We start from the raw sequence: 21,887 nt of genomic DNA on the forward strand, positions 1-21,887 counted from the left end.
CGCTTCATCAGTCCGTCCTTCGATCAAGGCCCGGACTCTAATCTCAGATGGAGGAAAAACTCAGTGGCAGGTCACCGGATCGAGACTGTGGTACCGCTGTTGCAGATAACGTGACGTCCAGGATGAAGGATAGTTTGAAATCAATTGGGGGGCGTCGCCGGAGGCTGACGGGTAGGTGAAATAGGCGAATAGCGGGAAGTCGAAGCCGGCTGCAGCGGAGGCCATTGCCTCACCGAGATCGGCAGCATCAACACTTGCAGACAGTTGCTCGACGAAGTTCTCAAACACGCGATGCATGTGTCCTGTGCGTAACCTCCGTAACGCTCAATGCCAGGCAGAGACCTTGTTTTAGATGATCCCGGACGAATACGGCGCGTGCCGAGAACGTGGCTAATCTGTTGAACCAATCCGAAATAGTCTGACGTTGTCTATGAGCCGTGTGCCGCCGAGCCAGGCGGCGGCAAGCAACCGTGCCGGTCGATCGAGGCTCGTTATCGGGTGCAGATCTGCCTCATCGCGAAGTTCCAGGTATTCGACCTCGCGATAGCCTGCAGCCAGAATTGCTGCGCGAGATTCTGCAAGCGTTGGCAGGATGGGTGAGCCGCGCTCAAGCCGCTCAGCCGTCTTGAGCAGGACCGATGATAGCTTGGGAGCAACAGCGCGTTCCGCTGGCGAGAGCCGCACATTGCGCGATGATAGCGCAAGACCGTCGGCTTCACGGACTGTCGGACAGGCAACAATGGTGATTGGAATATCCAGATCCCGGGCCATGCGCCTGACCAGGTGAATTTGCTGAAAGTCCTTTTCGCCAAAGAAGCCGAAGTCAGCGCTGGTCTGCAGGAAGAGCTTGGCGACGACGGTCGCCACGCCGTCGAAATGCCCCGGCCGGAATGTACCGCACAGGCCTTCGCTGACACCGCAAACCGAAACGGTGGTGGCGAAGCCCGCCGGATACATCTCCTCTGCATCTGGCGCATAAAGCAGGTGCGCGCCAACCGATGCCAGTTTGGCGGCATCCTCGTCCTCGGTGCGGGGATACGCGGCAAGATCGGCCTGGCTGTTGAATTGCTTCGGGTTGACGAAGAGCGTCACTATCACACGGTCTGCCTTCTCGAGTGCAGCGCGCACCAGGCTGAGATGGCCCTCATGCAGGACGCCCATCGTTGGCACCAGGGCTATCCTCACACCTTCGCAGCGCCATGCGGCGACGCTTTCGCGAAGCTGGTCAACGCTCCTGACGATCGGCACGCTCACGCTGCTTCTCCGCTCTTGGTGGCGTCCGTGTCGGCGGGCTTGGGCGCATCGGCAAACACATGCTCTGCGGCGGGAAACTGGCGCTCCTTCACCTCGCGCGCATAGGAAGCGATCGCAGCCGCAGCCGCCTCCCGGAGTTCAGCATAGCGCTTGACGAACTTGGGCCGGAAGTCGCCGAAGAGGCCCAGCATGTCGTCGACGACGAGAATCTGGCCGTCACAGGCTGCCGAGGCACCGATGCCAATGGTCGGGGTCGCCACCTCCTTGGTGATCCGGCGGGCGAGCGCCTCAGGAACCTTCTCCAGGACGACCGCAAAGGCGCCCGCTTCGCCCACCGCAATTGCGTCGCGCCTGATGCGCTCGGCATCCCCGCCCCTGCCCTGTACGCGGTAGCCACCGATGGTGTTGATGGCCTGCGGCGTCAATCCGACATGGGCCATGACGGGCACGCCGCGTGCGGCGAGGAAGCCGATCGTCTCTGCCATCGCTTCGCCGCCTTCGAGCTTGACGGCCGTGCAGCCGGTCTCGGCCATGACGCGCGCGGCATTGCGGAAAGCCTGCTCTGGGCTTTCCTCGTAGGAACCGAACGGCAGGTCGACCACCATCAGCGCCTGCTTGATGCCACGGCGCACCGCCTGGCCGTGCGTGATCATCATCTCCAGCGTGACGCCGAGCGTCGAGGGCAGGCCGTGGAGAACCATGCCGACGCTGTCGCCGACGAGCACCACATCACAATGGGGATCGACAAGCCGGGCGACTGGGGTGGTGTAGGCGGTAAGGCAGACGAGCGGCGTCCCACCTTTGCGCGAACGAATATCCGGCGGTGTGATCGCCCTGGTGTCACCATAAGCGCTCATGGGACCCTCCTTCCCCTACGTTACCAGCTGCGGCTGTCGCCTTTGGCACATTTTTGTGCAGGTGCGAAGAGCAAAAAAATGGCCATGCAGCTGCGGGGTGTTGACGTGCCAATTGGCACGCTTACACTAAATCGATTAAGGTGCCCCCGAGTTGGCCAAATAATGGACGATCAGGCAATAGGACTCAGGAAAGACAGAGCCGCCGGCAAGGCCGACAACGTCAAAGTGGACTTGATCGCCTTTGTGGTCGCCGTAAACGGCAGTCAACCCTGTGTCCTCACCATCGGCCAGGCGGACACCTTGCCCTCCGGTCCCTTTGCGCTTGAGCACCGATCGCTGCAATCCGGCTTGAGGGGGTGGGTCGAGCAGCAAACCGGCCATCGGCTGGGGTACATTGAGCAACTCTACACGTTCGCGGATCGGGATCGCATCGGCGCCGAGCGCCAGCAGCGCGTCATCTCCATCAGCTATCTCGCATTGACGCGCAAGGAACAGGCAGCGGGCTCGCCCAAGTGCGGATGGCAGAGTTGGTATGAATATTTTCCATGGGAGGACCACCGCTCCGGCACGCCTGCGGTCGTGCTGGACGTTCTGCGGCCGCGCCTGATCGAATGGGCAAACGGGGTTGGCGATTCGGCCACGCGACGTGAACGCTGGCAGCGGGCGACGATAGCCTTTGGCTTCGACGACCGCCTTTGGAACGAGGAACTCACGCTTCAACGCTATGAGTTAGTCTACGAAGCAGGCCTGGTCCAAGAGGCCGTAAGAGGGCGGGACGCAGGACCCCCGCCGCTGGTGCCCAGCAAGTCCATGGTCGCCGATCATCGCCGCATCGTGGCGACCGGCATTGCGCGGCTGCGCTCCAAGATCAAATACCGCCCAGTCGTCTTTGAGCTGATGCCGCCGGTCTTCACGCTTTTGCAGCTGCAGCGAACCGTGGAGGCGCTCGCCGGCAGGCTCATCCACAAGCCGAACTTTCGCCGACTGATCGAACAGCAGGAGCTGGTCGAGGAGACCGGAGAGGCCACCACTGAGACCGGCGGCCGGCCAGCGAAGCTTTTCCGTTTCCGCCACGCCGTTCTGGACGATAGACTCATCGCCGGGACAAAATTGCCGCTGGCGCGGGGTTGACATCCCTTATACTCACAGCAAGTATATGCTGGTTATTTTCAGTTAGAGTATAAGCGGGAGGGGGTCGATGGGCGCCATGCTGCCTACGGCCGCGTTGCTCTACGAGCGCGTCCGACGAGTGATCCCGCCGATTGAATGGCCGGCTTTCGCCGAGGATATCGAGGCGATCCTTGCGCTGAAGCGCGAGCGCAACGCGATCATCCTGGCGCACAATTATCAGACGCCCGAGATCTTCCACTGCGTGGCCGACATCGTCGGCGACAGCTTGGCACTAGCCCGCACGGCTGCGACGGTCGAGGCGCAAGTCATCGTGCTGGCCGGCGTCCATTTCATGGCCGAAACGGCCAAGCTCCTCAATCCGGGCAAGACCGTGCTCATTCCGGATCTCAGCGCCGGTTGCTCGTTGGCGGACTCAATCACGGCAGAAGACGTGCGCTTGATGCGCCAGCGTTATCCCGGCGTTCCGATCATCACTTATGTAAATACGTCCGCCGAAGTGAAGGCCGAGTCGGATATCTGCTGTACATCCGGCAACGCCAAGGCGGTCGTCGAATCCCTTGGGGTTCTCCGGGTGATCATGTTGCCGGACGAATATCTGGCCCAGAATATCGCCGCCCAGACAGATGTGCAGATCATCGCCTGGAAAGGGCGTTGTGAGGTGCATGAGCGCTTTTCACCGGCCGACATCCGCGAGTTGCGCGAAAGCCATCCCGGCGTGGTCGTGCTCGCCCATCCCGAATGCCCGCCCGACGTCGTGGCTGAAGCCGATTTTTCCGGCTCGACGGCTGCCATGTCCGACTATGTCGAAAGGCAAAGGCCGCCACGTGTCGTGCTGATGACGGAATGCTCAATGAGCGACAACGTCGCGTTAGCCCACCCAGAGGTCGAGTTCATCCGGCCCTGCAATTTGTGCCCGCATATGAAGCGGATCACGCTTGCCAACATCCGCACGGCGCTCGAGCAGAACCACCATGTCGTAACCGTCGAACCCGGGATCGCCGGGCGCGCGCGGCTAGCGGTCGAACGGATGCTGGCAGTTTGAGCGCCGACCCCCGCAGCTTCTTCGGGCGGCCCATCATCATCGGCGGCGGCATCGCCGGACTGATGACCGCGCTTCAACTGTCGCCGGAGCCGGTGCTTCTTCTGTCAAGGTCGCTGCTGGGAGCTGACAACTCGAGCACCTGGGCCCAGGGGGGCCTGGCTGCAAGTTTCGGCGAAGACGACGATCCGGCAATGCACCTGGCCGATACGGTTGCCGCCGGGGATGGTCTCTGCGACAGAGACGTGGCGAGCCGCATCCTCCAAGCCGCGCCTAAGGCCATAGAGGGGCTTGCGGGCTTTGGGGTTCGCTTTGACCGCACGCCGGAAGGATCACTGTGCCTCGGATTGGAGGCCGCACACAGCCGACGTCGCATCGTTCATGCGCATGGGGACGGCACCGGGCGTGAGATCATGCGTGCGCTGATCGCGGCTGTGCGTTCCACTCCGTCGATAGTTGTCGTGGAGGGCGTGGAAGCGCGCCGGCTCGCCGTGCGAGAGAATGCGATCCGAGGCGTCTGGGCGAGCTGTTCGATCGCACCTTTCTTCTTCGGCTCACGGCGGGTCGTCCTCGCCACCGGTGGCATCGGGGGACTGTTTCTCGACACCACGAACCCTTGGGGCAGTTGCGGACAAGGCCTTGCGCTTGCGGCCCGCGCTGGAGCTGTCCTAGCCGACCTCGAATTCATTCAGTTCCACCCGACCGCGCTTGACGGCCCAGAACGCCCTATGGCGCTGGTCAGCGAGGCTGTGCGAGGCGAAGGTGCTGCCCTGATCGATGAAACCGGCCAGGCTTTTCTCCAGAGCGTGCCCGGGGCGGAACTTGCGCCTCGCGATGTCTTGGCCCGCGCCGTGTGGAACCATCTTGCGGACGGCCACCATGTTTTTCTCGATGCCCGACAACGGCCAGGCCCGGCATTCGCTCGACATTTCCCGACAATCGCATCAGCCTGCCTTGGAGCGGGCATCAATCCCGCGCGCGATCTCATCCCCATTCGTCCGGCCCAACACTACCACATGGGTGGCGTTGCCGTGGACAGCTCGGGCAGGACCTCCGTCAAGGGGCTGTGGGCCTGCGGCGAAGTCGCTTCGACAGGACTGCATGGCGCCAACAGGCTCGCCAGCAATTCCTTGACGGAGGCAATCGTGTGCGCCCGCTGGGTCGCTGAAAGCGTCGCCGGAACGCCTGCGCGCAGAACAAGGCCTGCGTTTGCGAACGTTTACCCACCGCCCGCTCCGATAGCCGTGCGCGTTTTTCTGTCGCGCGCACTCGGCATCGTCCGGGATGGTCAAGCGTTGAAAGCAGCCGCGCGTGCCTTATTGCCGCTCGCCGAAAGCAAGGATGCGGCCTCGGATCCGGCGGCTGTCGGCCTAATGATTGCTGTTGCCGCCTTGTTGCGCGAAGAAAGCCGCGGCGCTCATTACCGGACAGATTTTCCTCATCATGCGACTGCCGCCCGACGGTCCGAAATCACGCTCGAAGCCGCCTTGGCGGCTGCGCGGGAACTCGGACACTCGCCAAGCTCCGAAGGTGCAAAGGGATGATGCTCTCACCGCTCCCCACGGTCCTGCTTGAGCCGCTTGTACGGGCATCTCTTCTTGAAGACCTTGGCAGAGCCGGCGACTTGACCACGGACGCCATCGTCCCGAAGGAATGCCAAGCGGGAACCGTGTTGGTGGCGCGACAGTCCGGAGTTGTCGCCGGCATCGATCTGGCGATGCTCGCTTTCGGCTTGATTGATCCTGGTGTCGAAATCTCCGTGGAGCGGGCAGACGGCTGCAATGTCGTGGATGGAGAGGTCATTGCATCAGTGGTTGGCCCGGCCCGGGCCATTCTCACAGCCGAAAGGACGGCACTCAATTTTTTGTGCCATCTGAGCGGCATCGCCACAGCAACGGCATCGATGGTCGCTGCGGTTCGTGGATATGGCGCGAAGATCGTCTGCACCCGCAAGACGACGCCCGGATTGCGGGCAGTCGAAAAGTATGCCGTGCGCGCAGGTGGCGGGTCCAATCACCGCTTCGGCCTGGACGATGCAATTTTGATCAAGGACAACCACATCGCCATCGCAGGCGGCGTCCGGCCAGCGCTCGAGCGAGCACGAAGAGCGGCCGGTCATCTCGTCAAGATCGAAGTCGAGGTCGATACTCTGGCCCAGTTGGAGGAGGTACTTGGCTTCGCTCCCGATGCGGTTCTGCTCGACAACATGTCCCTCCCCGATCTTCGCCGCGCCGTCGCAATGGTCGGTGGCCGCGCTATCACCGAGGCTTCTGGCGGGATCACGTCGCATACAGCGCGAGCGTTTGCCGCGACCGGCGTTGATCTGATTTCGGTCGGCCGACTCATCCACAGCGCGCCGATCCTGGATATCGGCCTCGACCATCGGGGCTCATGATTGTCTGAGTAACGAACAGGATTGGGTCAACTGTCCTTTCCGATCACTAGTCAGATAGCAAAGACCCGCAAGTCATACCGGAGGAACAGCATGGAGATGCAAACGGCAAAAACGCAGACACCGCCACAGGCCAAATCTCTTGACCCCCCTGACCCTGGAGCGTGGACCTTGGAGAAGGCTCAGGCACTTTACCATGCCCCCTTCAACAATCTCCTCTTCCTGGCGCAAACGGTGCACCGCCAGAATTTCGATCCAAACAAGGTCCAGCTCAGCCGGCTGCTCAGCATCAAGACCGGAGGATGCCCGGAGGATTGTGGCTATTGCAGCCAGTCGGCGCGTCACGAAACCGGGTTGGAGGCGTCCAAGCTGATGGAAGTCAGGCGCGTCATCGCCGAAGCGACCAAGGCGCGTGATGCCGGCGCCACCCGTTATTGCATGGGCGCGGCCTGGCGAAACCCCAAGGCGCGCGACATGGATGCGGTGGTGGCGATGGTCGAAGGCGTCAAGGCGCTGGGCCTGGAGACCTGCATGACACTCGGCATGCTCGATCTTGAGCAAGCCGTGCGACTGAAGCAGGCGGGTCTCGACTACTACAACCACAACATCGATACGTCAGAACGCTACTATAGCGAGATCATCGGTACGCGGAGCTTTGCCGAGCGGCTCGAGACGCTTGACCACGTTCGCAAATCCGGCATCAAGGTCTGCTGTGGAGGCATTGTCGGCATGGGCGAGGAGCCGGTGGACCGGATCGACATGCTGGTGACGCTGGCCAATCTGCCGGAACATCCGCAAAGCGTTCCGATCAACATGCTGATCCCGATCGCCGGTACGCCGCTTGCAGACGCCAAGCCCATTGAGCCGATCGAATTCGTGCGCGTGATCGCGCTGGCGCGCATCATGATGCCGAAATCGCATGTCCGTCTGTCCGCCGGCCGCACCGCGATGACCGACGAGATGCAGGCGCTGTGCTTTTTTGCCGGCGCCAACTCGATCTTCTTCGGCGACACGCTGCTGACGGCGGACAATCCCGGTGAGGACAAGGATACCCTGCTGTTCCGGCGCCTTGGCATCGATCCGATGGAACTCGAGGCGCAATGAACGGGGCGCCGCTTGCCCGTTATGATGCGACCTTGCAGGGGCTAGCGCGCAAGGACCGGCTGCGGACGCTTTCGCCCCGCGCCGGGCTGGACTTCTCGTCGAACGACTATCTCGGGCTGGCCGCGTCCAGAAGACTTGGCGATGCGGTTGTGGCGGCGATTGCGCGGGGCACGCCGGTTGGCGCCACCGGGTCGCGGCTGTTGCGCGGCAATGCACCGGAACACGAGCAGCTCGAGGCAGACGCGGCGGCATTCTTTGGAGCCGACCGCGCGCTGTTCTTCGGCAGCGGCTACATCGCCAACTTCGCTCTGCTGAGCGCCCTGCCGCAGAAGGGCGATCTTTTGGTTGTCGATGAGCTCGCCCATGCCAGCATGCATGAGGGTGCGCAGGCCGGGCGCGCACAGTTCGTGCTGGCCGCGCACAACGACGCCACCGCTGTCGAGGATGCGATTACACGTTGGCGCGTCGCAGGCGGCATGGGATGCGTCTGGATCGCGGTGGAAAGCCTTTACAGCATGGATGGCGACTGCGCGCCTTTGGAGAGCCTGGTCGCACTTGCCGATCGGCACGGCGCATTCATCGTCATTGATGAGGCGCATGCCACCGGCGTCTGGGGACCGGATGGCCGGGGGCTTGCCGCCGCTTTCGAGGGCCGCGACAACATCATAGCGCTCCACACCTGCGGCAAGGCGCTCGGCGCATCTGGTGGGCTCGTCACCGGGCCGAGGGCACTGTGCGAATATCTGATCAACCGTTGCCGGCCATTCATCTACGCGACCGCGCCATCGCCACTGATGGCGGTCGTGGCGCGCGAGGCACTCGCAATGCTCGCCGACGAGCCTATGAGGCGTGTTCAGCTGCATGAACGCGTCGCCAGCGCCGGCCGGTTGGTCAATCGCTGGGGTGTGACACCAAGTGGCTCTCAGATCCAGCCCTTAGTAATCGGCGATGTCAGGCGCACCATGGCAGTGGCGGCGCGCCTGCAGGCCCGCGGCTTCGACATACGCGGCGTTCGTCCTCCGACCGTGCCCGAGGGCACGTCGCGGCTGCGCATCTCACTGACGCTCAATATTGGCGAAGCCGACATTTCCGCCATGGTCGAGGCGCTGGTCGAGGTGTTGGCCCAAACATCACCGGAGGCGATATGACCCAACGCATCGTCATAACCGGAACGGATACCGGAGTTGGCAAGACCGTGTTTGCGGCTGGGCTCGCCGGTTTGCTGGACGGCTTTTACTGGAAACCGGTGCAATCGGGCCTCGACGGCGAGACCGACAGCGAGGTGGTCGCGCGGCTTGCCGGCTTGCCCTCAGAGCGCGTGCTGCCGGAAGCCTACCGCTTGCGGAGCCCGCTGTCGCCGCATCGTTCGGCCGAGATCGACGGCGTGGCGATCAAGGCTGCCGATCTTGCTTTTCCCGTCCTACCGACGCCGCTCGTCATCGAAGGCTCCGGCGGCCTAATGGTGCCGCTCAACCGGCGCACAAGGTTAATCGACATCTTCGCTGAATGGCGGCTGCCCGTTATTCTGTGCGCCCGCACCACACTCGGCACCATCAACCACACCTTGCTATCGGTCGAGGCGCTCCGCGCCCGCTCCATCCCGTTGGCGGGCATCGCTTTCATCGGCGATGAGATGGCCGATACGCAACGGACCATCGTGGAATTCAGCGGTGCCCCGCAGCTCGGCAGGCTGCCGCACCTCGATGTGCTGACGGGCAAAACACTGAGGGACGCAATGGTTGCCGGCTTCGCCTTCGCCTCGATTACTGGAGGTGACTGATGTCGCAGTCTCATGTGTGGCATCCCTTCACCCAGCACGCACTCGAGCCTGCGATCCCAGAAATCGTCCTGACTGAGGGCGCCTAGCCGACGGCGCCCGCATCCTGGACGCCATCTCCTCCTGGTGGGTCGTCACACATGGCCACCGCCATCCCCGCATCATGAAGGCAATCGAGACAACCGCGTCGAGCCTCGACCAGATTATCTTTGCGGGCTTCACGCACGAGCCGGCAGAGCGCTTGGCCAAGGCGCTTGTCGGCCTCGCTCCCGCTGGACTCGACTGGGTGTTCTATTCCGACAGTGGCTCGACCTCAGTCGAAGTCGCGCTGAAGATGGCGCTCGGTTATTTCCGCAACATCGGCGCGCCGCGCTCGCGCATCGTCGTCATGGAGCACAGCTATCATGGTGACACGATTGGAACGATGAGCGTCGGTGCGCGTGGCGTGTTCAACGCCGCCTATGAACCCTTGCTGTTCGAGGTCGACATCATCCCCTTTCCGGCCGCGGGGCACGAGCAGGAGACGCTGGATCGTTTCGAGGCTGTGACCCGCGATCGACGAGCCGCAGCCTTGATCGTCGAGCCGCTGGTGCTGGGCGCCGGCGGCATGCTGATGTATCCAGCATCGGTTCTGGCCGAATTGAAGAAGATCACTGAGGCCTCCGGCTCGCTGCTGATCGCCGACGAGGTGATGACCGGCTGGGGACGCACCGGAACCATGTTCGCCTGCGAGCAGGCATCGATTTCTCCAGATATCCTGTGCACCTCCAAAGGCTTGACCGGCGGCACCATCCCGCTGGCCGTAACGCTTGTCACCGATGCCATCTTCCGGGCGCACTATTCCGAGGACCGGAAGAAGACGTTTTTCCATTCGAGCTCCTACACCGCCAATCCGATTGCCTGTGCGGCAGCACTCGCCAATGTCGAGATCTGGCGCGACGAGCCAGTGGCCGGGCGGATCACGGCCTTGAGCGTGATGCAGGCCGTCGGGCTGCAACGCTTTCGGGACAATCCATATTTTGTCGACTGTCGAGCCACGGGAACGATCGCGGCGCTCGACCTGCGAACCGGTTCAGCAGGTTATCTCGCCGAGATTGGTCCGAAGCTGCGCGCTTTCTTCCTCGAGCGCGGCCTGCTTGTGCGCCCGCTCGGCAATGTCCTCTACCTTCTGCCACCCTATTGCATCGCAGGCGACGAGCTCGAACGACTCTATGACGCCATCGAGGAGGCTGGGGAACGCTTCGGGTCAAGGCCATGAGCAAGTCGTCGCGCATTCTCGGACTTGGCCATCACGTGCCTGGGCGCAAGGTGGCCAATGCCGAGATCGAGAGCAATCTCGGCCTCGAGCCGGGCTGGATCGAAAGGCGTACCGGAATCCGTTCGCGCTTCTGGGCAACGGACGAAGACACGCTGTCGGGTCTTGCCACCCGGGCTGGCGACATGGCGCTGGTGAACGCCGGTATTGCGCGCCACGACATCGGTCTGCTGTTGCTTGCCACCTCGACGCCCGACCATCTTCTGCCGCCAAGCGCGCCGCTGGTCGCACACAAGCTTGGCCTTGGCCGCGCAGGCGCGGTCGATCTGACCGGCGCCTGCGCCGGCTTCATCTATGCGCTCATGTTTGCGGACGGGTTCACCCGCCTGCATGGCAAACCAGCGCTGGTCATCGCCGCCAACATCCTCAGCCGCCGCATCAATCCAGCCGAGCGCGCGAGCTCAGCCTTGTTCGCCGATGCCGCCGGCGCCCTGGTGATCGGTCAGTGCGATGATGCTGATCGGGGCATTCTCGGTGCCTCGGTAGCTTCGGACGGCTCGCGCTACGGGCTGATCCAGATTCCCGCAGGAGGAAGCAACACGCCGTTCCATGGCGACCTCGACCTCGGGCAGACCCGGATGACGATGACCGACGGGCCCGAAGTGTTCGCAAAGGCCGTCGAGATGATGACCGATTGCTCGACAGCCGCGCTAGCCACTGCGGGAGTGCGGCCACACAATGTCGGCCGGTTTGTGCCGCATCAGGCCAATACTCGGATTTTCGGCGCGGTCGGAAGAAACCTCGGCATTGCGGACCAAGCAATTGTCAAGACGATTGCCGAATACGGCAACTCTTCGGCCGCGACGGTCCCGCTGTCGCTCTCGCTCGCCAACCAGATGAAGCCATTCCAGCCAGGAGAGAAAATCCTTCTGGCGGCGGGTGCGGGTCTCAGCGGCGGCGCTCTCGTGGTTGGAATCTAGCCGGCCGGCTCACGCGCGCAGGATTGGTCATGAATGGCAATAGGAGCAACAGAACCAATGCCAAAAAATGGCCTTCTGAAGCTCGACATGACCAAGCTGACGCAGCACGACCCGTGCGAGCCTCTGGATGAGTTCAAATGCAACACCCGTTGCACCAATCGTACCATCTGAATAAAGCTCAATTACAAAGGGTGATCCGCCCCATATATGTCGGATACCCGACATTGTTCACATAAAAGGCTCGATGCTTACACGCTCTTTGCTGGCTGCTCTTTGCTGTCTTCTCTTTTCGCTTTGCTCTTTGCTCTTCCGTCTTGACTAGCAGGAGCCTGCGGCTTATCTATTGCCGCGTTAGCACTCGCTTCGGCTGAGTGCTAGGCATGCTCCGGCAACGGAGCACCGTTCAACATCCGCACCAAGGAAATCCAAAAATGGCAAAGTCGAATTTCCGGCCGCTGCATGACCGCGTGGTCGTACGCCGGGTCGAATCCGAATCCAAGACCGCCGGCGGGATCATCATCCCGGATACGGCNGCACCGAAGTCAAGCTCAATGGCGAAGACCTTCTGATCATGAAGGAATCCGACATTATGGGCATCATCGGCTGATTATCGGCCTCACCGTCAACTGAATTTCGGGCTTGATCGCAAGCCCCTGCCAGGAGCTAAAAAATGGCTGCCAAAGACGTAAAATTCTCCCGCGACGCGCGCGAGCGCATGCTTCACGGCATCAACATCCTCGCCGACGCGGTGAAGGTGACCCTCGGTCCCAAGGGCCGCAACGTCGTCATCGATAAGTCGTTCGGCGCACCGCGCATCACCAAGGACGGCGTCACCGTCGCCAAGGAAATCGAACTTTCCGACAAGTTCGAAAACATGGGCGCGCAGATGATCCGCGAAGTTGCTTCGAAGACCAACGACATCGCCGGTGATGGCACCACGACCGCGACCGTTCTGGCGCAGTCGATCGTCCAGGAAGGTAACAAGGCGGTTGCCGCCGGCATGAACCCGATGGACCTGAAGCGCGGCATCGACCTGGCCGTGACCGAAGTCGTCGCGGCTCTCGGCAACGCTGCCAAGAAGATCAAGACCTCCGAGGAAGTTGCCCAGGTCGGCACGATCGCCGGCAATGGCGACGAGTCGGTCGGCAAGATGATCGCCGAAGCGATGCAGAAGGTCGGCAATGAAGGCGTCATCACGGTTGAAGAAGCCAAGACCGCCGAGACCGAGCTGGAAGTCGTCGAAGGCATGCAGTTCGACCGCGGCTATCTCTCGCCCTACTTCGTCACCAACGCCGACAAGATGGTTGCCGAGCTCGAGGACGTCTACATCCTCCTGCACGAGAAGAAGCTGTCCAACCTCCAGGCCATGCTGCCGGTTCTCGAAGCCGTCGTGCAGACCTCCAAGCCGCTGCTCATCATCTCGGAAGACGTCGAAGGCGAGGCTCTGGCCACGCTGGTCGTCAACAAGCTGCGCGGTGGCCTGAAGATCGCCGCCGTCAAGGCGCCGGGCTTCGGTGATCGCCGCAAGGCCATGCTGGAAGACATCGCCATCCTCACCGGTGGCCAGGTCATTTCGGAAGACCTCGGCATCAAGCTCGAGAATGTCGGCCTCAACATGCTCGGCCGCGCCAAGAAGGTGTCGATCTCCAAGGAGAACACCACCATNTCGGCATCAAGCTCGAGAATGTCGGCCTCAACATGCTCGGCCGCGCCAAGAAGGTGTCGATCTCCAAGGAGAACACCACCATTGTCGACGGCGCCGGCAAGAAGGACGAGATCCAGGGCCGCGTTGCCCAGATCAAGCAGCAGATCGAAGAGACCACGTCGGATTACGACAAGGAGAAGCTGCAGGAACGTCTGGCGAAGCTCGCCGGCGGCGTTGCGGTGATCCGCGTCGGCGGCGCGACGGAAGTCGAAGTCAAGGAAAAGAAGGACCGCGTCGATGACGCCCTCAACGCGACCCGTGCGGCCGTGGAAGAAGGCATCGTTGCAGGCGGCGGCGTCGCTCCCNAGTCAAGGAAAAGAAGGACCGCGTCGATGACGCCCTCAACGCGACCCGTGCGGCCGTGGAAGAAGGCATCGTTGCAGGCGGCGGCGTCGCACTGCTGCGCGCTTCGGCCAACATCAAGGTCACCGGCGTCAATGCCGACCAGGCTGCCGGCATCAACATCGTTCGCCGTGCACTGCAGGCTCCGGCCCGTCAGATCGCTTCGAACGCAGGTGCGGAAGCTTCGATCGTTGCCGGCAAGATCCTCGACAACAAGGGCGCGACCTACGGCTACAACGCCCAGACCGGCGAATATGGCGACATGATCGCCATGGGTATCGTCGATCCGGTCAAGGTCGTTCGCACTGCCCTCCAGGACGCGGCCTCGGTCGCCGGCCTGCTCGTCACCACCGAAGCCATGATCGCGGAGGCTCCGAAGAAGGAGTCAGCTGGCGGCGGCATGCCTGGCGGCATGGGCGGCGGCGGTATGGGCGGCATGGGCGGGATGGGCGGTATGGATTTTTAATCCAGCCCCTATCAACTTACAGCGGACAGGGCGGCAGCAATGCCGCCCTTTCCTTGTGTGCCGAACATGATCGAAACCTTGGAGTGCGTCCCGAGGATCTCGTTCGAGCCTCACCGCATGGTCGAGAATTAGGATCTTGTCCGATCGAGCAATTCGCGGGCTCAACCTGGTCAAACCGGCGCCCCCTACGAACTGCCCGATCCTTGAGGATTCCGCTGCGCGACAATCACGATGATTCATTCAGTTGGTAGCTATAGGCGGTGAATCATGAGGGGCATTGAGGAGCGTGGCAAGGCGCCCATCTCGAGCGTGATATCAGGGACAATTCTCTCGTCGGAACCGGCGGCTGGCGTTGAAGGGCCCGGTGAATCATCCTGATCTATAGTGGAGCAGACGCGCTCTGAGCCTCAAGAGCGTTTCCTCCTCTGAGTATCCTTGATCTGCCGCTGGACATTCTCGTTGATAATTGCTGAGCGGCTCAGCCCGATGGATCTGCTGAGGATTTCGCACACAAATCAAGAGCTGCGTGTCGCCGCGATGATAGTCGCAACGCCTCAGCGTCTCATCCTCCTCGCCGAAGGGCTTGAGCCCAGGTCTCAGACCATTGCCCTGGAGGGCCTCGGAGCAGGCGTGGGTGGCGGACATAGCAGCCTGTCCCATACCTATGAATACGTTTGGCTGAAGCAGACCGATGGCTGCGCGTCGAAGCCGAAGCCGTCGAGTTCGCGGACAAACGGGAACTGCGCGATCTTGCTCGACATGAGCGTGTCGAGCTGGTCGCGGATCGCCGTCAACTTCAGCCGATCCAGGATTGCGATCAGCAGGTCATGATCTAGGGTCGTCATCACCAGCTCCCTCCGGCCGCCGCTTCGTACTCGGCGAGTGGCCGCAGCAAGGTGGCCGGGGGTGATCTTGATCCGCTCGGCGCGCACCGGCCCTTCGAAGCCGGCAACGCCGACAAAAGGCTCTGTCGCAAACCTGGAAATGGGGTTGTGAACGGCCATTTCGGCCTGTCCGTCAGGCAGCGAGGAGATCGAAACAGCGATCGACAGCCTTGTAGGCATACCTCGCCTGTCGCTTGCCCATCATGTGGATCATCTCGATGCCGGAGAGGATAACCACGCCGTTCGCATGCGACTTGAAGCCGATAGCCTGGTCGAAATGGCGGCCCTTGAACATCACGTGCTCCTCCACAGCTGAGGCGTTTTTCTTGCCATGCTCGCTTACAAAAAGGTTTGCGACAGAGCCGTTCGAACCGCATGCCGACACCATCGTCAAGGGCGGCCGCGATGTCCATTATGGCCACAAGATCACCCTGACGACGGGCAGGCAGTCTGTTCTTTCAATTTAGACCAACTATGCGGATGCCGCCTCAGTCAATTCAAGAATGTAACCAATGCCGCGCATGGTCGTGATACGTGGCGTTGCACCTGACCTTCTCAGGTGTCCACGTAAGCGATAGATTCCGACTTCAAGCGCGTTGGCAGATACCTCGTCGTTGAACGAATAGAGGTGATCTTCCAACTGCGCACGAGGCACGATGCGGCCTGCACGGATAAGCAGATGCTCCAAAATACATAGTTCGCGGCGTGCGATCTTCAGAGGATGACCCGAGACGGAAACCTGTCGGCCGATCGGATCGAAATTGAGATTGCCAAATACAACGATGGGGTCGGTCACCTGTGTCGACCGGCGCAGAATGGCTCTCATTCTGGCGATGAGCTCATCGAAAGAGACGGGCTTGAGCAGAAAGTCGTCCGCGCCACCGTTGAAAATTGCAATCCGCTTCTCGAGATCGTTGATGCTACTCATAATGAGGGTTGGAACTGAATGCCCGTTGCTCCTTAGCTGTCTCAGCCAGCCCAAGCCATCGCCATCTGGCAGAGCCAACTCCAGCAGGAGAATTTCATAGGTTGCGCAACAAAATGCCCTCGATGCCTGTTCCAGGTTGCCAACTACATCAACGGCAAAACCGCTATCCCCGAGCGCAACTCGCACAGCGCGCGTAAGATCCACATGATGATCAATGAGCAGCGTTCGCATTTCACGTCCTATCAAGGTCGGACAGGTCACCGTCCGCTGTAAGACCGGGGCGACAGCGGAAGTCGCGCAACTCTTCGTAGTGTTCGTAACGCTCTTTCCGATGGGTGATCGCGGGAGCATGCAAGCCGCACGCCTGCAATAGTCGGGGATGGAACACGTGAAGACCTGTTGACGGGCTGAAACCGTCGGTCGGCGGGCCCACAATGCCACCGACTCTGCCTGCGATTTCTCTGCGCATCGATCCTCCTATGGGTTGCGTCGCAACATCCAGCTGAGGTCGCAAGGGCAGGTTGCGGCTTTGTTCATTGAGAGGACCCCCTGGAGGCAATACCAGGAGGATTCCCTATATGGCACTTCCCGATTTACCACCGGTCATTCCGAACCACGTTCGGCGGCTTTGAAGACACTCATTGAGCGCGGCTAGGTAAATCAAGGGTACGACTGCCGGGTGTCGATGCCGCTTTTGAAGCAGGCATCGGCACCAGCTCGGTGAGCGTCGCCCGCGCAATTCAGCGGACGCGCTCGATACACCCAGTCGAATCGTGCCGCAACTTGCCGCGCTGACAGGGCGCCCGAAGACTTCAGACTTGTGACCGAAGGTCTACGCCCAGTCCTCCTCCCATTATCCACCTCCCTCAAATCAAAGTGGACGTTCAATCTGAACAAATTACGCCATCGTATCACAAACGACCTACCGATCCCCGACGTGCTCTAGCCTTAGTGCTTGTTAAGAAGGTCGGCTACTGTCTCTCCGCGTCGCCGGGCATCGGCGGCGAGCCACACCTCCCCCACCTCATACACGTCGCCGTGGGTACTGAACGGCACAATGACGTCAATGGCAGCCGACAGCAGGTCAAGAAGCGTGTGGTCTTCCACAGCAGCTCCTTGCGGGCTGCTCTTGACGAGTGAAAAGAGCTTTTTAAAGCCTTGGACCGGATCCGCCCCATGAATCGTTGATATTGATCCCGCATGGCCGGAGACGACTTCGCTAAGGTAGGCCCAAGCAGCATCATCGCGCATCTCGCCAAGCAATATTCGGTCAGGGCGCATGCGCAAGCTGGCTTGCAACAGTTGCTCGGCTGTCACCGCACCTACGCTTGCTCGGTCCTTCGGATAAAGTAACCGGACATGGTTCTCGTGCGGGATTGCAAGTTCGAGCGTGTCCTCGATACTTATCAGCCTCTCTTGCGGGGGTATAGCGTTGATCAAAGTCTTGCTCATTGTCGTTTTGCCGCTTCCAGTAGGTCCGCAAAGCAGCATCGTGAGCCGCCCGCAAACGCATGCTCGCAAAAATTGCTCCAAGTCACCATGGTCGTAGTGCTGAAGAATCGTTTCGTCCTGCCGCTCTTGGCGCTCCTTTCGTGACCGCCATTGATTCCAACGCGAGTATTCGTAGCGAGAAGAAACTTCCTTGAGTTCGGTCACACGACTTGAGGGACGCCGTATCGTCAGGCTTATTGTTCCTGAGGGAACAGCGGGCGGCAAACAGATCTGCAGCCGCTCTCCGTTCGGCAGCTCAGTCGCACAGAGGGGGCTTTGCGGTCCGACATCTTGCTTGCGCAGCGCTCCAGCGAGGATCGCGATGTCCTCCAGATCGTCATAAGATAGCGGCAGCGGATGTTTCGTGAAAACGCCGGCCTGTCGGACAAAGGCTTCCCCAGGCCGGTTGATAGCGACCTCTTCGGTCCTTGGCTCCTCAAGCCATTTCAAAACAGGGTTGAGAAGCAAACGCAATTGAGGGTCAGCCTCCGGTCGCATTGTTGTCTCTCCGGCGTTGGCGATGTTGGGGGGCTGGCGCCACGGCGATCGGTCTAAGATCGTATACATCTGAGAAATCGAGGTCCCGAGCCACAAAGATGGATACAGCATCTCCCTGGTTTTTCTTCAGAGTTGGCGGAACGTTGATCGTTGCTCTAAGGGTCGTGTCAACGGCTTGTCCGGCGTTGCTCTGGAAGCTGTTGATGCCGCTTCCTCCACCTGAGCTGCCAGCGTATTGACCGGCGGCCTGAAACGCGCCTTGAATGACGCTCATGAGCATTGCTCCGCCAAAGCGCTGCCAGAAGTGATTATCCACCGTGCCAGGCATTCCGGAGCGGCCGAGCTCGTCAGCGCCCGGCGACGCTAGCGAAACGAGGGCATGGTCAGGCGTTTCGATGCGCGTCCACAGCACGAAGACACGCGCATCCCCCTGTTGGAGACCACGCTGGATCTCGCCAATCACGGTCGTCCCGCGATCCAAAAGCACCACGTTGTTGGTGGCGCCGCGGACGTCTTTAGGTAAGACGCACTTCACATAACCCGGTAAATTTGTGTCGACTGCCGTTTGCAAAATGCAGGGAATTATCGTTCCTTGGGTAATCACGAGATCAGGGTGCGGCAAAAGTGTGGCCCGGCTTGGCTCCTGTATATCTGGTTTCAATCGCCCCGTCAGATCGCCAGCGTCTGAAATCTCATGCGAGGTCGCGGGAGCATCCCTATGGTTGTCTTCGCTCCGCTGACCGTCGTTGGGCATTTGACCGCTGCCACTGTAGGCGAAAATTGGTGTTTCCTCCGGCGGCGGATCAGCTGGCGTCGGAGGCGGCGTGGATGGCGCAGAATCTCCTGCCTGCGCCGCCTGTACGGGTGCTGGAGCTTCGGGAGCAATCTCGATCGGCACGGGGCGGAATGGCTCGGCGTCGGCGACAATTGGAGGTTTTGGCTGAGTTGGCTCGTCTTGTGTGCTGGGACGACCGCCGAGCCAGATGAGCGATAGAGATGAGATGAGAACAAGAGCAGCGACGGCCAACTTCTGCAATCCCGAAACATGCCGGCGGGCCGGCTCCGAGACCATCGATCCTGAGGCATGGACATCATGTCCCGACTGTGGGCCGGTTTCATTCATCGGCCGGGCCTTTCAAAACGCGCCACACGTCGGGTGTCACTGTACCGGTCCCTGGCGCTCGTCCCACAGGGTCATAAGCCCTGTTGAAAATGGACAAGACCGTATTGCCATCTCTCAGACGCCATTCCCGGGCGACTGCGGATACTTCAACATAGTCTCCTTTGACCGTGTAATTGGCAGCGGCTTCCTTGCCGTCGGGATTGATAATGTAGAGGGAGGGTATGCGGGAATTGCTTGCGAAGCCAAATACGGTGGTAAAGCCATTATCGAAAACTTCCAGCGGCGCCAGCGATCGATCGCCCTTTGCGACGTAGTGAAAATTGCTTTCGTCCGGACTGGTAGTTGCGGCGGGCCGATTCAACAAATCCTGAACTCTCTCGTCGCGCAGCACTTTCGCCCGGGCCTGACCAAGAATCGAGCGCCTTTCTGCGTCCTTTCTCTGAGCAGCAGCCTCATCAGCAGGATAGGTGAACTGCACACTGTAGTATAGGTCAGGTTGCTGCTCATCGAGTTTTGGCATCGCTCTCGTTGAAATACTGAAGACGTATCTCCGTGTACCGGACTCACTCTCGGCCAGCACGACGACCGGCTGCGGCGGGAGCATCCGGCTAGCCTTAAAAAAGAGATAGTTGGCGCGCGGGAGCGCAGCCAGGTCTTTGCTATTGGAAACGGCCACGGCTGCGACTGTCTCGTTGGCCGCGAATGTGACAACCAGCGTTGCCCCCACTGCGGTAGACAGGCGCACCACTTCGTCAGGACGGTAAGCCAGGTAGCGCATGCGCGCATCATGCTTGCCGGCAAGTGGTGTGTCTTCCGCTGACGCTTCCATCGTTAAGAAGAGTGAACAGACCAGCGCGAGAAACGCTCTTTTTGTCATGGCTGCACATAGCCCAGGTTCGATACGCTATCTTCCGAGCTTTGATAGGAAGTGACGAGTAGACCTCCCGGATTGGTGAGCCTCGATTGCCCAGGCAGACCCGTCAAGCGCTCGTAGCGGATGGTAGCTGTCCAGGTGGTCACTATCGGCATCTGCCCATCGACAACAAGCGAACGTTTGTAACGGATCTGTTGAACGTCCGGACTGATGTCGTTTGAAGAAATATGCCCGACCTCGAGCTTGCCGCGTTTGCCGACCGTGACTTGCGGCGAGGTGGGATTCGGATAGTTGAAGAAATCTTGATATTGCTGTCGCACAGCCGGCGCGCTGAAACTGGATACGAGGTCATAGGCGTATTGGGCTGTATCTGCTGTGTACCCCTCGCGCAGGCGTACATATTCCCACAGCGAAGCATTTATGACGGCTCGGTCTTGTGTTGCCGGCAGTCGAGAGACTGACACTTCGCTGTCGACGGTCCCATCCGGCCGGACCCAGAGGAACACAGGTACGAGCTTGGCCAACGGGACCATGGCAGCAATGGTAAATGCCTGGGCAACATTTCCTAGGACCGCCGCTGCGGCAAAGGCTATCAGGGCCTTTGACAGGCGCCGCGCAGACTTCGCTCGTGAAGTTTGAAACGCTTCCACCTTCTTATAGTGGGCGGCTAGCGTTTCTCTCTCCACCAGAAGGGCATGTTCAGGAACTTTCACTTTGGCTCTTCCGCGCATTGGACCTGAAGATCCTCAGGGGTGGTTTCCCATTGTCCCACGTTCAGTTGGAATGGGGCACCCGCGCATGTCGCAAGCCCATGGCTCGTCTTGCAGGCGGCCAAAGCGAGGATTGACAGAAGTAGGCAATATTTCATGTTTTTGGCACCGAGCTTGTCGATTGATTAAGCACCCGCCGTTTTGGCAAAGTGGCGATTGAGGCTGTTAAGAGGTCGGTTCGCACCTCCCCAAGAGCCGCCGGCGATGCTGCTGGCGATCGTCGGAAGCGCGACGATCAGAGCGTCACCAGCTAGGAAAAGCATGTCGAGCTCGTAAAGCCCGATGATCTTGGCTGCTGTCGTGCCCGAGAATTTGATCATCAAAAGCATGGCTGCCAGCGAGACTGCTTCGGCAGCGATTACTATCGTTGCAACGATGTTGAGGAGGAGAAGCAGCAGCCCGTACGAGAGCAGTTGGCCGATCCATCTGGTGGCTATGTCTCGAGTGTGATCAAAAAGGTAGCCTACAAGGACCAGGGGGCCGATCGTCAAGAGCACCTTCGTCAGAATTCCAACGGCATCGTAGATCTCGAACGCTGTCCACAGCGCGCCGTAGAAAATCCATTGCGCTCCCTCGAAAGCAAGTATGTCCTGGCCGTTCATAGGCCCAATTTCGGAAGCAATCAGCTGAAAGACATACTGGCTTGAAGCAAACATAAGATCGAGCTTCTGGGGGATTCCGATGAAGGGCAAGTCGCTGCCACTGATGTCGTGAGCCAACCTCGGAATCGTGTCGTCGAAGAGCGCTTCAATGTACTGCTGATAGTTGGCCTGCCCTAAGATAAGGGCGACGACAATCGACACCATGATTACGCGCGAGATACCCCCGCGCGCATCGACTTGACCACGCATGACCAGACAGCCTTGGATTATTATCCAGAGCGTGACACACGCAACCAGAGGCGCACTGACCGCCGCTTGCACGTTTTCAAGCACTTTGTGCAGCCCGGACGTGAAGGCCCCATGAAAGATCGTGTGTATAGTCGTGAATGGCGCGGGAATTTTGAAATTCATGGCG

Annotated in this window: 18 protein-coding genes and 5 pseudogenes; 11 read left to right on the plus strand and 12 right to left on the minus strand. The window is 60.5% G+C overall.

From position 1 onward, the window contains the following. Window positions 1-60 precede the first annotated feature (60 nt). The 3 genes from X728_RS137890 to panB form a co-directional block, all read right to left on the minus strand. Complete coding sequence (locus X728_RS137890) at window positions 61-288, minus strand: autoinducer binding domain-containing protein (RefSeq protein ID WP_245266226.1); 228 nt, start codon at window positions 286-288, stop codon at window positions 61-63. Window positions 289-390: 102 nt separating this feature from the next. Then, window positions 391-1,254: a pantoate--beta-alanine ligase gene (gene panC / locus X728_RS137885; protein WP_023685567.1), complete on the minus strand. Its 864-nt coding sequence runs from the start codon at window positions 1,252-1,254 to the stop codon at window positions 391-393. Beyond that, window positions 1,251-2,111, minus strand: coding sequence for a 3-methyl-2-oxobutanoate hydroxymethyltransferase (panB, locus tag X728_RS137880; protein ID WP_023707031.1), 861 nt, complete (start codon window positions 2,109-2,111; stop codon window positions 1,251-1,253). The genes panC and panB overlap by 4 nt, the downstream gene beginning before the upstream one ends. A 162-nt stretch (window positions 2,112-2,273) precedes the next feature. On the opposite strand from panB, the gene X728_RS137875 reads away from it, so the two are divergent. From X728_RS137875 to X728_RS01000000167375, 11 genes and pseudogenes are all read left to right on the plus strand, one after another. Beyond that, window positions 2,274-3,242: a membrane protein gene (locus X728_RS137875; protein ID WP_023673634.1), complete on the plus strand. Its 969-nt coding sequence runs from the start codon at window positions 2,274-2,276 to the stop codon at window positions 3,240-3,242. Between the two features lie 67 nt (window positions 3,243-3,309). Further along, window positions 3,310-4,284 carry a quinolinate synthase NadA gene (nadA, locus tag X728_RS137870; protein ID WP_023697792.1) on the plus strand — a complete coding sequence of 325 codons (975 nt, stop codon included), beginning with the start codon at window positions 3,310-3,312 and terminating at the stop codon, window positions 4,282-4,284. Then, the gene (locus tag X728_RS0136485) at window positions 4,281-5,825 is read left to right on the plus strand and encodes an L-aspartate oxidase (RefSeq protein WP_023697791.1); all 1,545 of its coding nucleotides are present in this window, start codon (window positions 4,281-4,283) and stop codon (window positions 5,823-5,825) included. The genes nadA and X728_RS0136485 overlap by 4 nt, the downstream gene beginning before the upstream one ends. Then, on the plus strand, window positions 5,822-6,676 hold the full coding sequence (nadC, locus tag X728_RS137865; RefSeq protein WP_023697790.1) for a carboxylating nicotinate-nucleotide diphosphorylase: 855 nt from the start codon (window positions 5,822-5,824) through the stop codon (window positions 6,674-6,676). The genes X728_RS0136485 and nadC overlap by 4 nt, the downstream gene beginning before the upstream one ends. Before the next feature lie 90 nt (window positions 6,677-6,766). Next, complete coding sequence (gene bioB, locus X728_RS137860) at window positions 6,767-7,777, plus strand: biotin synthase BioB (protein WP_031196144.1); 1,011 nt, start codon at window positions 6,767-6,769, stop codon at window positions 7,775-7,777. Beyond that, on the plus strand, window positions 7,774-8,925 hold the full coding sequence (locus X728_RS137855; protein ID WP_023740402.1) for an 8-amino-7-oxononanoate synthase: 1,152 nt from the start codon (window positions 7,774-7,776) through the stop codon (window positions 8,923-8,925). The genes bioB and X728_RS137855 overlap by 4 nt, the downstream gene beginning before the upstream one ends. Further along, the gene (bioD, locus tag X728_RS137850) at window positions 8,922-9,557 is read left to right on the plus strand and encodes a dethiobiotin synthase (protein WP_023673640.1); all 636 of its coding nucleotides are present in this window, start codon (window positions 8,922-8,924) and stop codon (window positions 9,555-9,557) included. Before X728_RS137855 ends, bioD begins: the two co-directional genes overlap by 4 nt. Then, a pseudogene (locus X728_RS00970) lies at window positions 9,557-10,812 on the plus strand (adenosylmethionine--8-amino-7-oxononanoate transaminase). The gene bioD and the pseudogene X728_RS00970 overlap by 1 nt, the downstream one beginning before the upstream one ends. After that, a complete protein-coding gene (locus X728_RS137845; RefSeq protein WP_023833157.1) occupies window positions 10,809-11,789 on the plus strand; it encodes a beta-ketoacyl-ACP synthase III in 981 nt (326 codons plus the stop codon). The pseudogene X728_RS00970 and the gene X728_RS137845 overlap by 4 nt, the downstream one beginning before the upstream one ends. 431 nt (window positions 11,790-12,220) lie before the next feature. After that, a pseudogene (locus X728_RS1000000169735) lies at window positions 12,221-12,396 on the plus strand (hypothetical protein). Between the two features lie 63 nt (window positions 12,397-12,459). Further along, a pseudogene (locus X728_RS01000000167375) lies at window positions 12,460-14,302 on the plus strand (chaperonin GroEL). Between the two features lie 686 nt (window positions 14,303-14,988). Here X728_RS01000000167375 and X728_RS1000000169740 read toward each other — a convergent pair. The 9 genes and pseudogenes from X728_RS1000000169740 to X728_RS137810 all read right to left on the minus strand — a co-directional run. Next, window positions 14,989-15,147, minus strand: a pseudogene (locus tag X728_RS1000000169740) (ATP-binding protein); the annotation flags it as partial. 172 nt (window positions 15,148-15,319) lie between these two features. Further along, window positions 15,320-15,451, minus strand: a pseudogene (locus tag X728_RS1000000170685) (IS6 family transposase); the annotation flags it as partial. A 207-nt stretch (window positions 15,452-15,658) separates the two neighbouring features. Beyond that, window positions 15,659-16,345: a response regulator transcription factor gene (locus tag X728_RS137830; RefSeq protein ID WP_023673698.1), complete on the minus strand. Its 687-nt coding sequence runs from the start codon at window positions 16,343-16,345 to the stop codon at window positions 15,659-15,661. Window positions 16,346-17,062: 717 nt separating this feature from the next. Further along, window positions 17,063-18,103 carry a P-type DNA transfer ATPase VirB11 gene (gene virB11, locus X728_RS137825; RefSeq protein ID WP_023673699.1) on the minus strand — a complete coding sequence of 347 codons (1,041 nt, stop codon included), beginning with the start codon at window positions 18,101-18,103 and terminating at the stop codon, window positions 17,063-17,065. Beyond that, a complete protein-coding gene (virB10, locus tag X728_RS0136505; protein WP_023708086.1) occupies window positions 18,087-19,226 on the minus strand; it encodes a type IV secretion system protein VirB10 in 1,140 nt (379 codons plus the stop codon). The genes virB11 and virB10 overlap by 17 nt, the downstream gene beginning before the upstream one ends. Then, on the minus strand, window positions 19,219-20,103 hold the full coding sequence (locus X728_RS137820) for a TrbG/VirB9 family P-type conjugative transfer protein (protein WP_023673701.1): 885 nt from the start codon (window positions 20,101-20,103) through the stop codon (window positions 19,219-19,221). The genes virB10 and X728_RS137820 overlap by 8 nt, the downstream gene beginning before the upstream one ends. Further along, window positions 20,100-20,813: a type IV secretion system protein VirB8 gene (locus tag X728_RS137815; protein ID WP_023685154.1), complete on the minus strand. Its 714-nt coding sequence runs from the start codon at window positions 20,811-20,813 to the stop codon at window positions 20,100-20,102. The genes X728_RS137820 and X728_RS137815 overlap by 4 nt, the downstream gene beginning before the upstream one ends. Beyond that, the gene (locus X728_RS1000000169745) at window positions 20,810-20,968 is read right to left on the minus strand and encodes a type IV secretion system lipoprotein VirB7 (RefSeq protein WP_081731658.1); all 159 of its coding nucleotides are present in this window, start codon (window positions 20,966-20,968) and stop codon (window positions 20,810-20,812) included. Before X728_RS1000000169745 ends, X728_RS137815 begins: the two co-directional genes overlap by 4 nt. A gap of 27 nt (window positions 20,969-20,995) precedes the next feature. After that, window positions 20,996-21,883 (minus strand): type IV secretion system protein, encoded by an 888-nt coding sequence (locus X728_RS137810; RefSeq protein WP_023673703.1) that lies wholly within the window; start codon window positions 21,881-21,883, stop codon window positions 20,996-20,998. Window positions 21,884-21,887: the final 4 nt, after the last annotated feature.

Source organism: Mesorhizobium sp. L103C119B0 (genome assembly GCF_000502235.1).
Taxonomy (GTDB): domain Bacteria; phylum Pseudomonadota; class Alphaproteobacteria; order Rhizobiales; family Rhizobiaceae; genus Mesorhizobium.

What these genes read in the sequence shown, in the direction of transcription:
- panB (WP_023707031.1), bottom strand. Translation starts at nt 2,111, where the DNA reads ATGAGCGCTTATGGTGACACCAGGGCGATCACACCGCCGGATATTCGT.
- X728_RS137875 (WP_023673634.1), top strand. Translation starts at nt 2,274, where the DNA reads ATGGACGATCAGGCAATAGGACTCAGGAAAGACAGAGCCGCCGGCAAG.
- nadA (WP_023697792.1), top strand. Translation starts at nt 3,310, where the DNA reads ATGGGCGCCATGCTGCCTACGGCCGCGTTGCTCTACGAGCGCGTCCGA.
- nadC (WP_023697790.1), top strand. Translation starts at nt 5,822, where the DNA reads ATGATGCTCTCACCGCTCCCCACGGTCCTGCTTGAGCCGCTTGTACGG.
- bioB (WP_031196144.1), top strand. Translation starts at nt 6,767, where the DNA reads ATGGAGATGCAAACGGCAAAAACGCAGACACCGCCACAGGCCAAATCT.
- X728_RS137855 (WP_023740402.1), top strand. Translation starts at nt 7,774, where the DNA reads ATGAACGGGGCGCCGCTTGCCCGTTATGATGCGACCTTGCAGGGGCTA.
- bioD (WP_023673640.1), top strand. Translation starts at nt 8,922, where the DNA reads ATGACCCAACGCATCGTCATAACCGGAACGGATACCGGAGTTGGCAAG.
- X728_RS137845 (WP_023833157.1), top strand. Translation starts at nt 10,809, where the DNA reads ATGAGCAAGTCGTCGCGCATTCTCGGACTTGGCCATCACGTGCCTGGG.
- X728_RS137830 (WP_023673698.1), bottom strand. Translation starts at nt 16,345, where the DNA reads ATGCGAACGCTGCTCATTGATCATCATGTGGATCTTACGCGCGCTGTG.
- virB11 (WP_023673699.1), bottom strand. Translation starts at nt 18,103, where the DNA reads ATGCGACCGGAGGCTGACCCTCAATTGCGTTTGCTTCTCAACCCTGTT.
- virB10 (WP_023708086.1), bottom strand. Translation starts at nt 19,226, where the DNA reads ATGAATGAAACCGGCCCACAGTCGGGACATGATGTCCATGCCTCAGGA.
- X728_RS137820 (WP_023673701.1), bottom strand. Translation starts at nt 20,103, where the DNA reads ATGACAAAAAGAGCGTTTCTCGCGCTGGTCTGTTCACTCTTCTTAACG.
- X728_RS1000000169745 (WP_081731658.1), bottom strand. Translation starts at nt 20,968, where the DNA reads ATGAAATATTGCCTACTTCTGTCAATCCTCGCTTTGGCCGCCTGCAAG.
- X728_RS137810 (WP_023673703.1), bottom strand. Translation starts at nt 21,883, where the DNA reads ATGAATTTCAAAATTCCCGCGCCATTCACGACTATACACACGATCTTT.